At 54.7% G+C, this 13,784-nt stretch carries 9 protein-coding genes; 5 read left to right on the forward strand and 4 right to left on the reverse strand.

Annotation, left to right across the window (positions count from 1 at the left end; all coding sequences use genetic code 11):
• The first annotated feature begins 58 nt into the window (after nucleotides 1-58).
• Both hutC and ACTJKV_RS21415 read left to right on the forward strand, forming a co-directional pair.
• Nucleotides 59-799: a histidine utilization repressor gene (hutC, locus tag ACTJKV_RS21410; protein ID WP_440599436.1), complete on the forward strand. Its 741-nt coding sequence runs from the start codon at nucleotides 59-61 to the stop codon at nucleotides 797-799.
• A 77-nt stretch (nucleotides 800-876) separates the two neighbouring features.
• Entirely contained in the window at nucleotides 877-2,373 is a 1,497-nt protein-coding gene (locus tag ACTJKV_RS21415) for an HAL/PAL/TAL family ammonia-lyase (RefSeq protein WP_440599437.1), read from the forward strand.
• Nucleotides 2,374-2,387: 14 nt separating this feature from the next.
• Here ACTJKV_RS21415 and ACTJKV_RS21420 read toward each other — a convergent pair whose 3' ends face one another.
• Nucleotides 2,388-3,155: a phosphate/phosphite/phosphonate ABC transporter substrate-binding protein gene (locus tag ACTJKV_RS21420; RefSeq protein ID WP_440599438.1), complete on the reverse strand. Its 768-nt coding sequence runs from the start codon at nucleotides 3,153-3,155 to the stop codon at nucleotides 2,388-2,390.
• Nucleotides 3,152-4,195, reverse strand: coding sequence for a fatty acid desaturase (locus tag ACTJKV_RS21425; protein WP_440599439.1), 1,044 nt, complete (start codon nucleotides 4,193-4,195; stop codon nucleotides 3,152-3,154). Before ACTJKV_RS21425 ends, ACTJKV_RS21420 begins: the two co-directional genes overlap by 4 nt.
• 132 nt (nucleotides 4,196-4,327) lie before the next feature.
• On the opposite strand from ACTJKV_RS21425, the gene ACTJKV_RS21430 reads away from it, so the two are divergent.
• Nucleotides 4,328-5,164 carry a helix-turn-helix domain-containing protein gene (locus ACTJKV_RS21430; protein ID WP_440599440.1) on the forward strand — a complete coding sequence of 279 codons (837 nt, stop codon included), beginning with the start codon at nucleotides 4,328-4,330 and terminating at the stop codon, nucleotides 5,162-5,164.
• 1,101 nt (nucleotides 5,165-6,265) lie between these two features.
• On the opposite strand, the gene ACTJKV_RS21435 is transcribed toward ACTJKV_RS21430, so the two are convergent.
• The gene (locus ACTJKV_RS21435; RefSeq protein ID WP_236760387.1) at nucleotides 6,266-6,886 is read right to left on the reverse strand and encodes a sugar transferase; all 621 of its coding nucleotides are present in this window, start codon (nucleotides 6,884-6,886) and stop codon (nucleotides 6,266-6,268) included.
• A gap of 1,442 nt (nucleotides 6,887-8,328) precedes the next feature.
• Here ACTJKV_RS21435 and ACTJKV_RS21440 point away from each other — a divergent pair.
• Complete coding sequence (locus ACTJKV_RS21440) at nucleotides 8,329-9,042, forward strand: metallophosphoesterase family protein (protein WP_162743330.1); 714 nt, start codon at nucleotides 8,329-8,331, stop codon at nucleotides 9,040-9,042.
• A gap of 775 nt (nucleotides 9,043-9,817) precedes the next feature.
• Here the strand turns inward: ACTJKV_RS21440 and ACTJKV_RS21445 are convergent.
• Entirely contained in the window at nucleotides 9,818-10,543 is a 726-nt protein-coding gene (locus ACTJKV_RS21445; protein WP_440599441.1) for a transglutaminase-like cysteine peptidase, read from the reverse strand.
• A gap of 1,470 nt (nucleotides 10,544-12,013) precedes the next feature.
• Between ACTJKV_RS21445 and ACTJKV_RS21450 the strand changes: the two genes are divergently transcribed.
• Nucleotides 12,014-13,783 (forward strand): type I secretion system permease/ATPase, encoded by a 1,770-nt coding sequence (locus ACTJKV_RS21450; RefSeq protein ID WP_440599442.1) that lies wholly within the window; start codon nucleotides 12,014-12,016, stop codon nucleotides 13,781-13,783.
• The last annotated feature ends 1 nt before the right edge of the window (nucleotide 13,784 follow it).

The following is a 13,784-nucleotide window of genomic DNA, read 5'->3' on the forward strand; positions in this document are numbered from 1 at the left end:
CACACGCGCCCCGGACGCGTCCGGTGCCGAACCTTCGTCGTTCGCCTTTTGGAGCCCCATGCAAACGGTAGAAAAACAGATCGAAAAAGCGCAGCACGAGCCGGCCTCCGACAAGCCGCTTTACGTCACGCTCAAGGATTATGTTCGAAGCCGCGTCGAAACCGGCGAGTGGGCTGTCGGCCATCGCGTGCCGTCCGAAAATGAACTGGTCGAGCTGCTTGGCGTCAGCCGCATGACGGCCAACCGCGCGTTGCGCGAACTGGCCGATGAAGGCTTTGTCGTTCGGGTACAGGGCAAGGGGTCTTTCGTTGCCAGCAAGAAGCGGACGTCGCAGTTTCAGAGCGTTCCCAATATTGCCGACGAAATTACCCGCAATGGCGGTGTCCATACGGCCAATGTCATCGTACTGCGGATGGAAAGCTGCGATGCCGAACTGGCAGAGGCACTTTCGATCGAGATCGGCAGCCCGGTGTCCCATTCGATCATGGTGCATGCGGAAGATTCCGTGCCGATGCAGATCGAAGATCGTTTCGTCAACCACGCCATCGTTCCGCACTATATCGATCAGGATTTCGGCAAGGCGACGCCGAACGGCTATCTGACCGCTATTGCGCCGATCGTGAGGGCTGAGCAGCATATCGAGGCGGTGACGGCGCAGCCGTGGGAGTGCAAGCTGCTTGCCATTTCCAAGACGGAGCCCTGCCTTCTGGTGCGCCGCCGCACATGGTCTGAAGCCGGCGTGATCTCTTCCGTCCGCTTGCTCTATCCCGGCAGCCGCTATCGCCTCTACAGCACCTGATCCAGCGTCTGGGAAAGCTGAAACCGCGCGTTCCAGACGAACCCTCTCTTTCCATTGAATATTATCAGGAAAACCGAATGACCGTGTTGCTCGATAGCAGGCTGACTTGGCAGGACGTGGCAAAGGTCGGCCAGGGAGAAACACTTGCGCTCACCAACGCTGCAATTCAGCGGATCGAAAACGCGGCGCGGATCGTCGAGAGCATCGTCGAGCGTGGCATCCGTGCCTACGGCATCAATACCGGCGTCGGCGCTCTTTCGGATACCGTTGTTGATCGCACTGCGCAGGGCAAGCTTTCGCGCAGCATCATTCTGAGCCATGCCTGCGGCGTCGGTCCGCTGCTTCCCCCTCGTGAGGTGCGCGCCATCATCGCCGCGCAGATCGCCAACTTTGCCCATGGGTATTCCGGCGTCAGCCTGGAGATCGTTCGCCATCTTACCACCTTTCTCGAACGCGACTGCATTCCGGATGTCCCTTCCCGCGGATCGGCGGGCTACCTGACGCACAATGCGCATACGGCGCTGGTGCTCATTGGAGAAGGCTCCGCCCATATCGGTGGACGTGCCTTGAGCGGGCGTGAGGCCTTGGCGGAGCTCGGACTTGAGCCGCTGGTTCTCGGCGCCAAGGAGGGATTGAGCCTCGTCAACGGCACCGCTTGCGCCACCGGCCTCTCCAGCATCGCGCTGGACCGGGCCGCGCAATTGCTCGACTGGGCCGATGCCATTGCCGCCATGACGCTTGAGGCGGCTGGCTGCCAGATGCCGGCTTTCAGCGAGGTCGTCCTGTCGTTACGAGTCTCCGATGGTATTGCCAAGGTGGGCAAGGTGCTGCGGGCACGTCTTGCCGGGAGTGGACTGATCGAAGCCGCTAGAGGCCGGCGCACACAGGATGCGCTGAGCCTGCGCTCTATCCCCCATGCCCACGGCGCTGCCCGCGATCTGTTCGAGACATGCGCCGCCGTGGTTGACCGCGAACTCGCGTCGGTCACCGACAACCCGGCTGTCGCCGGCACGCCGGAGGAGCCGCTTGTCTGGTCGGAAGCCCATGCGGTGGCGCCGGCACTCGGTCAGGCCGCCGACGCGCTTGCCATTGCCATTGCGCAAATTGCGGCCATGAGCGAACGGCGGATCGACCGCCTGGTCAACCCGCTGGTGAGCGGCCTTCCGCCCTTCCTCGCCTCCGACCCAGGCAGCCATTCCGGCTTCATGATCGCCCAATACACGGCAGCAGCGCTTGCAAACGAAAACCGCAGGCTTGCAGCGCCCGCCTCCACCGATGGCGGCCTCACCTCGGCGCTTCAGGAGGATTTCCTCGCCCATCCGACCGCTGCAGCCAACAAGCTTCTCGCCGTCATCGACAATGCCGAATACATCCTCGCGATCGAGTGGCTGGCGGCTACGCAGGCCCATGATTTTCTGGAAACCGTGGCGCGCAGAGCACCGGGGACGGACGCTCTCTACAGCGTGCTCCGGTCGCACGTCAGCCATTATTCTGACGATCGGCCGATCTCATCCGACATGGAGAAGACCAGAGCGCTCATATCGAAGGCCCTGCCTCCCCATCACAGCGTCTGAGGTGCGCGCCGCGCCTACATCAGGAAGTCGAGATGTATGTTTCTGGCGCGGATAAAGGGCAGGCCCTTGCGCCGCCCTGTCCAGCCGACGACATGCAGATCCCTCGCCGCAGGCTCATGGCGCTCAGCCAGCATCCAGGATCGGCAGTCAATTGCCGCGAAGTCGGCTTCTCCCCGTGCGACAGCCGTCACCGACGCCCGATGCGCCCCGGTTTCCACCAATTCGGAAAACAGCTCAAGGCTTTCGCCCATGGCTTCCAGATCGCGCTTCAAAGCCAGATGACCGGACATCGAGCGGTGCTCGTTAAAGGCAAGTTTTCTTTCTCGAAGTAACGAGATCGGCAAGATCGGTTCGCCGGTCTCAGGCGCCATCACGCTGGCGCCCTCCCCTCTCCGACCAACAATGGCGCTCGAATAGAATATTCCCGAGCCTCCCGCGACATCATCATACGGGCTTTGCCCAATGACCTGGACATGATCCTGCAAGCCAAGTTCCATCGGCCCCCAACAGGTGGCAGAAAAGAGAAGAGCCGGATGGCGCCACAGGACATCGAGATCGAGCGCATCCGGATCGAGCGTTGCCGGGTCTGGCGCGATGATCGAACCATCCTCACCACGAATGCCGCCCGGTACCGGCGGCATGTCCGCGTTGCGTCGAACGAGGTGCTCAGGCGCATCAACGCCATTTGCGATGAAGCGCGCGCGCATCGTTTCCCAGCTGCGATCCACATCGGATCGCACTTCCGGCCAGTCATACATCGGCAGAGCGGCAATCCACGTCATGCCGGAAGATCCGGAATTGCGGTACCACCCGCGGCTTGATAGCTCGCGACCTCGCCCTGATCCTTTACAACGATATCGTTCGCCACGACCGGTTCCGCCCGCCGCCAGGCAGGATGCACCACCGGCTCCTTCGCCTTGAAAGCGAATGCACGGAAAACCTCGAAATAGTTGGCGAAGACATATCCCTCGTTCATCCTCTGCCATTCTGCGCGTCCGGCGCGATAGAGCGATGGCAACCTGTACCATGCGACGGTAGGCAGCTTGTGGTGCACGAAGTGCAGGTTGTTATAGAGAAAGAGCGGTGCCAGAATCGAGTTTTCGACGATGATCGTGCGCCCATCCGGCTGCTCAGCCCACTGATGCTCGCAATAGGAGCGGATGGCGATGATGGAAACACCGAGATAGGCGGAGACGCCGACGTAGAGCCAGACGGGAATGCCGAACAGGTTCGAGACCACCAGCAAGGTCGGAATGAGCCCGGCAAGGTGGAGGGTCCACGCCATGGCGACCTTGCGGTCTCCCTTGAAAATCTTACGCCATTCGGAAGCGGTGAACCCGACCACCATCAGCGGCGGACCGATTAGCACACGTCCAATCAGCGTGTTGTTCCAGGCAAGCAGGCGCTTCAGAAAAGTCGGCATCGTCTCCCAGTCGCTCATGGCGCGGTAGTAGCTCTCGGGATCATCGAAGGGATCGGTGAGACGCTCATCCGCGTGGTGCTGAAGATGCGTCCGCTTGTAGCTGCGGTAGGGGTAAAACACCCCGAGCGGAGCGAAGACCAGCGCCTCGTTCACCTTGGCACTCCTTGTGGGATGTCCGTGCAGAACTTCATGTTGAAGCGACGAGTGAAGCGCGACCGCCACGCCCATCAGCACGAGCGCGACGATGGGATAGGCCGGATAAAGACTGTAGCCGGCCATCCCCCACAGGCCGTAGCATGCAAGAAGCAGAGCGACTGTCGGCCACTCTATTCTAGGCGCCCTTGTTCGACGTTGATGGATTCCTCGGTGTTGCCTATCGAATGACGTGTCGCTCATCATATCCCCTGATGCTTTGCCCCGGAACAGAGTTTCACCGGGCCGCGACGCGCACAATGAGAGTTTGGTGACCGACTGTTGATTTTGATAACAGAAACCATACAATGTTGATAATAGTGAACATTGGGGTTGATTATGGACAAACGCGCCCTGGCGGAGCTCTTTCGCCTCCGCCTGCTGGAGCTGGTCACACGGTCTGGTGACAGCCATTCGGCTTTTGCGGCCGGGATCGGCATCGACCGCTCGGCGCTATCACAGCTTTTGTCGGGTGATTCGGCGCGTCTACCGCGCGTGGAAACTCTTCTCAACATTGCCGAACGCCACGCCGTATCGCTCGATTGGCTGCTCGGCATCTCGCACGATCCAGGCCTGACGGGCGAACTACGCCCGAGCTTCGAGATCGAGGAAGGCGGTGAGGACTATACCGACACGCTGCTGATGAAGTGGCATGCCGAGGCCACAGGTTCGAAGATCCGCTACGTGCCAGCCCGAATCCCGGACCTGCTGCGCACCCCGCAAATCATCACCTTCGAAGCCGAAAGCGCGCACCAAAGCGTGAAAGCACAAGCCAGCGAGTCCGCTTTTCGCCTCGACTACAACCGCCAGCCTGGCACGGATATGGAAGTCTGCATGCCCTGCGAGACATTGGAAGCTTTTGCCCAGGGGCGCGGCATGTGGAGTGGCTTGAAGAAGGAGATCAGGGCGACACAGCTGCAATACATGTCCGAACTCATCAACGAGCTCTACCCGTCGTTCCGGCTATTCCTGTTCAACGAGAAAGAGCGCTTTTCCGTACCCTATACGATCTTCGGCTCGCAGCGCGCAGCAATCTTCGTGGGCGGCATGTATCTCGTTCTCAACAACGCCGAATCCATCCGCAAGATGCAGCGCCACTTCGACGAACTGATCCGGTTCACCCGCATTCATGCTCATGAGAGTGCTGATTTTGTTAAAAGTCTGGAGGTTGCGTGATGGGTCGTGGTGACAGCACGCAGTAACGCGTCCAATTCGCTATGCGTGGTCTTCGCAAAACCGTCGGGGCATTGCTTCGGATGAGCATACCACTGCGGACCTGCTTGAGACCTGCTTGAGACCTGCTTGAGACCGGTTTCTCAACCGCATCCTTGCCGCAAGCTCTTTGGGTTGCAGCACAGCCTCAGAGCATGGTGAACCGGTTGCTAACTGGTACGCGCTTTATCGTGGTACCCACGCAACTCGTTGCTACCAGACTACCGGACACACGATCGCGAGATGTGGTTCACCGTCCAACGCTTGCGGTCGTCATCATGTCCGTTTGCGGGTGAAAGAACCGAAACGTTACCAGTGAACCTTGTATCAACATCACCCACATGACGAGGGACGTCGCGACAGCGAGAATAATATTTCGAAGTTTGAGTGACACGGACGAGACTCCTTGTGAGCCACCAGGCTGTCACTCAGGAGTAAATTTTGTCTGAATTGAAAGTCATTACCGACCCTAAACTAACGAACGACGCTATTCTTCCTGCTTTCTTGTTAACAGATTATTACACAGCGTGAAGCACTATTTACCATAACTATCTAAAGGCAGATAATACTTTGAAATAAAGTAAAATTTTCTTTAAAATGTACGCTCGCCCGCAAATCTCTTCACGCGTTAGGAGAACGTTCTGGCGGTGCCAACAAGTTCGACCACAACATTTTGGCATGCCCTGAGCCTGAACCTCTAGACCTACCGATAGGGCGGCATTGATCCGCAGGATCCCAAGTCTCCGCTCACCGAAGCCTCTGCTCAGTGCGGCCGATTAACGAACTCAGGTTTCAGCCGATCAAGGCATTTATGCGCTCGCCCGAGACTTCTGAGCCGATTGTAAAAAAAGGCAAATTTGTGCCAGGTCAACTTCAAGCGAGTTAGTCAAATACGTGAGCTCTTGAGTTTGCCTCTTTCGCAACGCCTCACTTGATCACTTCATTCTGGGAGTACTCATGGTCGGAAGGACAGCGGCAAAAATAGATGCGTTCTCGTACACTTCACGATCGATCTAAGCTGCGTTCATCAGCCAAATCTAGTTTTGGCTGATGAAGATGGTCACGCTAGAAGCCGTTACCGCCCTGCATCTCCGAATAGATGGTTCCGACGATAATTCGGCAATCGAGCCAAAAAGAAAAATTTTCGATGTAGTGAAGATCGGCATTAATCCGGGCGCGGGCTTTCGAAGGACGATCTGTAGGGCCTCGCAGACCACGCATTTGGGCAAGCCCTGTGAGACCTGGACGCATCGCATGGCGCTGATGATACTCAGGAACAAGGGTTTCATACGGTACGCCGGCTGCAAACATACCAACGGCGTGGCAGCGTGGCCCGACAACAGACATATCACCACGAATGACATTTATGAGCTGTGGCAGTTCATCAACGTTAAAACGACGCAGATAGCGCCCCACCTTTGTGATCCGCGGATCGCCTACGACGGTCTGCGCAACCCCACTGGGATCGCCTTTGTCCGTGTACATAGAACGGAATTTATAGACCTTGATTTTCTTCCCGTTCATCCCCCAACGGGTCTGCGTGAAGAGTGCCCCGCCAGGACTTTCACATCTGATCAAGCAAAAAACTGTCAACAAAAGCGGCGCCAGCACAATAAGGGCGAGCGTAGCTAACACTATATCGAGAAATCGTTTTGCAGCTAAATGCGAAATATTCTTTTGGGACATCTGAACGGAAAACGGCTGAAATACTTCAACCGGACTGGAATCCAGAGTCCCGAGAACACACTCACCTGATTGGAAGTCTGACATTTTTGTCGCCCCACATTGCGCACATATGACGCACCGCTAAAATAATCGCTGAAGTTACTTTCATCGGCTTTATATTCTAACTCTGTAACACTGTCAGTACCAAAATTAAAGATTGGTTAACCTGTTTTAGCTTGCAAAATACGAAGACATGCTATGCAGTTTTAGATCACTACGAAGACTTGATGGTGCCAGGACAAGATGAAGCTACATTTACGGCGCCTTGGAAGAGCTTTCTGATTGAGCCCCGGATTATTGACGGCTTGTTCGACGGAAACCTTGTGGACGTCGAAGATTCAAGTCTAGGCTTGGAGGCTAAGCAGGATTGAAGATCTTTTCTCTTCAGCCCATGTCTCGTCTCCACAAGTCAGCCTAAAGGAGCCAAATAGATCATCTGGTTCTTTTCCGACGAGACCAGCGATCGCCATCCTAAGTCCACAGCCGCTTGAGGTGCGGGGCGCGCTGTCAGAGCGTCGAGTAGGATAAGTCATTCTTCCTTTTGCCTATGCTGCCGATATCGAATTCACGCCAGCTCGACCGCGATCCGTGGGGAAGGTGGTCCTTGACGTCACTCCCCACAAAGGGGCCGAATTCAAACCCGCAACATCAGCCAATAGACGCAGACCACTCTTTCGTAGTTGATACGGGGAGTTGTAGAAACAATCACCGAATGATCTTCGACAAGCAGGAATGCCGGGAAACCGGTTCAATTGAATCAGAGTGACCCGAGGCCGACATGTCTTGAAAAGCGATAGGTCCTCGATAGCCGTTAACCGAGCGTTAGACATGATGATGACCCGCGCTTCTACTGAGATTAAAGTCGAGGCATTGTCTCGCTTATGACACGGCGATTCCGTAACTACCTAATCCTACTTAGCATTTCGCTGGCAATGTGGGCCGTCGCGATCATCGCAATAGCATTGCTATGGTGACCCCTAAAAAGCGCCTGCGCTTAGAAGCTTTTGTAATCGAGCGCGCGTGACAATGAACCAAACATGCAGGCGCGCCAGGACCCTCTTTCGCACCTATTCGATCGTGTGCTGGTTGAAAGCGCTCAGGTCCTGTTGAGCGCCTTGATTTCATCGCCACAGGTGATAAAGAAGCGGCGATACTGAAGGTATGCCTGCACGCAATAGGTGTGTAGGTGATGGAATCGCCGAGCACGATACTCCAATCACTCCCACAGGGCCGCCTCAAAACAGGATCGATTTCCCTCGAACATCATCGCTTCGAGATAGCTTGGACATCGATACGGATCATGACACGTGTTTCCTAAATGTAATTTTGGAATGGTTCACCGCCACCTGATGAAGCGTTTCCGACCTAGTATCGCGCCGGCTTCCCCGAGGCCCAGGTTGACGATGTATGGATCGGATTTCAGTGCACTATACGCAATAAGCGACATACATGGTTGCGCATCGGCATTCAGGGCTGCACGCCGTTTAATCGCGCGCGATGCGCAGGGCTATCCGGGACGAAAGCTTGTCGTGTTGCTTGGAGACTATGTAGACCGGGGGCCGGCAAGTCGAGACGTTTTGGAACTGCTCACCCAACCGATATCAGAAGAAATTGAGGACATTGCCCTGTGCGGCAACCATGACGACCAACTCGTCAAAATGGTGCGTGGCGACTTGCCAATTGATGCTTGGCTGGAATTTGCTGGCAGCGCGACACTAACCTCTTTCGGGATAGATGTTGAAAATGTGCTAAAAAGGGTTGGATTAAAAGGGCTACATCACGTCGTCCGAGAGACTATACCAACCGCCTACATTTCAAGACTAGAAGCTCTGCCTGTATCATTGCAGATCGATAATCTTCTCTTCGTGCATGCCGGCGTCAGACCTGGTGTGGCACTCGCGTCGCAGACAGATAACGACCTTATGTGGATACGCGAACCTTTCCTGGAGGATGGACCACAGTTACCGATCTTCGTGATCCACGGGCACACTCCTGGCATCACTGTGAATATCGGGAACGCCCGACTTGGCATAGACACTGCGGCAGTCGCAACCGGTAAGCTTACCGTTCTTAGGATTGTCGGGACGAAGTTCTCCACAATACAAGCGTCGAATTGAGCAACTCATGAAGAGTGGAATTCTCGCTAAGACAGAGAACGTCTCCTCTTCTCTGACAAGCGCAATAAAAATCGAAGGGCTTCAGCGTGCCACGACGCAAACGGGTTTAGGCTACCACGCGTTTCGACCGCCGCAGGATTCAAGTCGCGACTCTGTGCGAAGATAGGTTTGAAAATCGATTTAGCAGGCGCGCGTAGCAGGATCTCGCAATCAACTTGATCCAAGGCAATCTTGGCTCGCTGGCCCGGCTGAAGCGGCTTTTGACCTACGCCGCCTGAGCGAGAACGCGAAAAACGCTCACTCAAGCCGTAAAAATTGGATTGTCGAAGCGAGCGACGTGGAACAAACCGCACGCTCAAAAATTGACTCGTACACCGATACGCAAATCAAACTCATTTAAAATCATTTCGTTATTCTAGCTCACGGGGAAAATTATGCGATTGCGCACCATCTGCATTTTGAGCCTTTCTGCCTTGCTTCCGTTTCCTGCGGTATCCGCCGACATGATCCAAAATTACGAGCCGCAGCGAAAACGAGAATATGTCCGATACGAGCGTCCAGTGAGAGCCACTTACGTCGAACGTCGTAAGGCCCTTGAATGCGGCGACCTCATCGTTGAGTATCGTTACGTCCCTCGCACCGAAATAGTTACCGTCTGTCATCCGCCAGTTTTTTAACTGCCCGTTTCTGATGGGCAGGCCGCACTGGTTGCAGAGCGCCGATCGGCATGCACCGGTGTAGGCCGCTATGACCAGCTACCTGAGAATAGCAAAAGTCAATAATTGCCGATATCAGATGCTTGGCGAAGCACTGGATCCGCTCTCCTGAGCGTCGCTGTCACAGTGCGAACTTTCTTGGGCGCAGAGGCGACCAGCTTAGCTTTTTGACCAACATTCTGCCATTGCTTGGGATTGTCCCGCGACTGCACTTTCAGGAACCTCAGGTCGGTTTTACGCCAGTCCATGATCGCACTCGTGCGGTTATCGAGCACGAGGTCACCGGCGGATGTCTTTGCGATAAGGACCGCATGCCCTTCACCGCTGGAGGTTAGCGCCACAGCAATACGCAAACTCGAGGACGACCAGCCAAGCTCGATAAGCTGTTTGCGCTTTGTCAGCGCAAAATCCTCGCAATCGCCGCTTTTGACATCTACTTCCCAGTCGTCCGTACCCGATCGGTCGTTAACAGGCCGGATGGATCTGTTGACAGTCGAATTTACCCTCGACAGCTGCGCTCCGCGCTCCGCATCCAGATCCATTATGCTCTGACCGCCAACCTTTCGGCATTGTTCTGGCGCCTTCATGCAGAACACGACACTCGCGAAGGGCGCCAATGTCCCCTCCTGTTCGAGCATTCGAACAACATCAGAGCCAAACTCTTTAGGTACGCCGGAGGGCCCGAATGCCCTTGCAACTTCCGGCGCTGATGAGAACGCAATTACGGCGCTAACGAGCACACAAAAATTTGACCGGATTTTCTTCGACATCACTGGCAGAGACATGGAACACCTCGCTGTTATGTCGCAAGAAGTACCGCACGCCTTCTGCAGATTTGGTGGTGAGAAATGTTCAAATTTTATGGAAATGCGTTTTTTTTGGGAATTATGTTCTTCGCCATCGTGGTTACACTCTTAGAACGGCTCGCTGATTATACTTCATTCACAATGTTCCTGACGGATTGATACGCACTTGCCGACACTCAGGTGCCATTTAGCAGTGGCGGAAACGCTCTGTTCCTTATGGCTGCGTTGTATCGGTAGTTTATCCTTGCTTGAGGAGCAGGCATGCCTGTCTTCGAAACTTCGCCTGGCGATTGCTCGTCTCTGTCGTCACGCACGGCGGCCGTCCGTAAATCCTATTCACGAGAGCAAATTCGTGTATTCATTTCGATAGAGGGCTATATTGGGGAGGCTCCACCCTTTTTAAACCACAATATAGTGAATTTTCTATTTGGATAGATGGCGCTAAGCTACGCGTTTGAGAAGCTGGAAATGCTCGATTGGCACAAAGCTCATCACACGTGGCCTAGCAACCCGGACAGGATCAAGCATGCAGTTGGTAAAAGTTGTCAGTATACTCGTTCCAGGGATTGTCTGGTCTTGCCTCTTATTTGGAAGCGCAGCCGCGCAACAGCAGCAATACCCAAACTATGAGGAACAAAAGAGCCTCGATGGAGGCGTTACCGGCACTTACGGCAACCAAAATTTCGATGTTCCGCCTCAGCCTGGACAAATCTCTCCAAGACTGGTTCGTCCCCTTCCTCGCGATCCTAATGGGGCTAAGTCAGGAAATTCGGGGGCTACGCATCGCAGCTGTGTCGTCGACTCTTACGGGAACGCGGTGTGTCGGTAGTATATGCCTTTAAAAAGAAGAGGACTCCTTCACTGACGGCAGTCCAACTAACGTACCTTATGTAATCAATAGCGTGGCGCCACTTTTTACGATAATAACTGCTCGAGCCCAGTATATGTGACGTTTTTGCGGTCCGTCGAAACTCGGTAGATGTCGATCTTTATCCGACGTCGAAATTAAAGTTGCAACCGTTCGCATATGATCCCGAAGTGACGGCGGAGAGAGCACTGCGGCGAAGCGTCAGGCTAAAGACTTTTTCGTTACGCCAGTTACAATACGAAGGATTGCCAGACAGAAATTTTGACGAGGTCGACAGAAGTATAAACCTAAACCCAGCGCATCCCGGATTCCGATGTTCCCGCCACCGCCCTGGCTACTGCTGCCGGCGAAAAATAGTGCCGTCGAATAACTTAAGACAGATAGTCGCGAAACGGTTTTATCCACGGAAGAACGTTGCACTCATGCCGATTTACCAAAACCATATTTATTTCGGTCACAACATTTTGTTTTGTGGATAATATTATAACTTTCAGTTATGAACAGCAATAAGCATACCTATTACCTTTTAGCTTGTTGGTACATTGTTAGTAGCATAGCTATCGTGCCGTCGCGAGGTTGGCGTGAAAACACTTAATTCTCGAAGCAATACATCGGACTATACCGATCCTATAGCTGAGATTATAAAAAAATGTCGACCTGGTGTCGTTGCAGTGGGAGTTGCCAGCGCTCTGGTCAACATCCTATACCTCACTGCGTCATTTTTCATGCTGCAAGTCTATGATCGAGTTATCCCAAGCAGGAGCATTGCCTCACTCGTGGCGCTTGGTGTGCTTGCCCTGATGCTGTACGCCTTCCACGCGGCGTTCGAGATTGCTCGTAATCGAATTCTGGTTCGCATCAGCGGCGTTTTCGACGAGATGATGGCTAGGGCCATATTCAGCACGACTGTTCGAAGCGCACTTAAACTACGGTCCGGCGGCGACGGACTGCAGCTTCTTCGGGACTTTGATCAGCTTAGAACATTTTTAAGCGGTTCGGGCCCGACGATCATCTTCGACTTGCCCTGGATCCCGTTCTACGTTGCGATCTGCTTTCTCTTCCACCCCCTTATCGGTGCGATGACAATTGTCGGCGGCATCATCCTGGCATTATTGACGCTGGTAGCGAACAAAAGCACGCAGAAATCCGCACAGAAAATACATGATCTCAGCAACAGGCGAACCTCCGATATCCAGGCGGCTCAAAGAAATGCGGAGATCGTCACAGCTTTGGGAATGGCCGATACGCTCGCCAATCGATGGGTTTCGCAAAATGATGCCTACCGGGCGGCTTACCGCAAAAATTCAGATGTGGCGAATTCCTACGCGACCGTTTCAAAGATTTTCAGAATGGTGCTTCAATCTGCTGTACTCGCAGCCGGCGCCGTTCTCGTGATTGAGAACCAAGCATCGGGCGGTATAATTATCGCGTCATCGATCCTCACCTCGCGCGCGCTGGCTCCCGTCGAGCAGGCAATTGCCAACGCTCGAGCCTATGCGGCCACCCTGCAGGCCTGGCGGCGTATGAAAGAGCTGTTAAAGGCATTCCCCGCCGCGCCTTTCCCCATGCTGCTACCGTCTCCTCGCCGATCACTGTCCGTAGACAACCTTGTCAGCGGCGCACCTGGGCAATCCCAAGCGCTGATTGCAGGGGTTGACTTCAGACTTAACGCCGGCAGTGCTGTGGGGATAGTAGGGCCAAGTGCTTCGGGAAAATCATCTCTTGCTAGAGCTCTGACTGGCGTTTGGCCAATCTATCGTGGGAATATTCGTCTTGACGGCGCTGCGCTCAATCAATGGAGCGACGTCGAGCTTGGGTCTCATATCGGATATTTGCCTCAGGACATTGAGCTTTTCTCAGGGACGGTATCGGAGAATATTTCCCGGTTCCGTCGGGATGCTGACCCTTCTGCCATCATCGCCGCGGCAACCGCTGCTGGTGTCCATGAGTTGATCTTAAAACTCCCCCGAGGTTACGAGACGGAAATAGGCACCGGCGGAAACATGCTGTCGGCAGGGCAACGTCAACGCTTGGGTCTGGCTCGCGCGCTTTACGGTGATCCGTTCTTAGTTGTTCTCGACGAACCGAACTCGAACCTGGACGCAGATGGTGAGGCAGCGGTGACTGCTGCAATTCTCAGCGTACGTGCCCGCGGCGGGATAGCGATCGTCATCGCCCATCGTCCGAGCGCACTTGCCGGCGTCGACCACGTGATGATGGTAAAAGACGGTCAGATGCAGCTTTTCGGAAGAAAAGAAGACGTGATCAATTCGATACTTCAGAAGCAGGAACGGCCAGTAACGCTGGAGCGCGCACCTACATTGAAGGTCGTTGATGGATCAGAGGCTTAAC

This window comes from Agrobacterium sp. 22117, from assembly GCF_052045735.1.
GTDB lineage: Bacteria > Pseudomonadota > Alphaproteobacteria > Rhizobiales > Rhizobiaceae > Agrobacterium > Agrobacterium cavarae.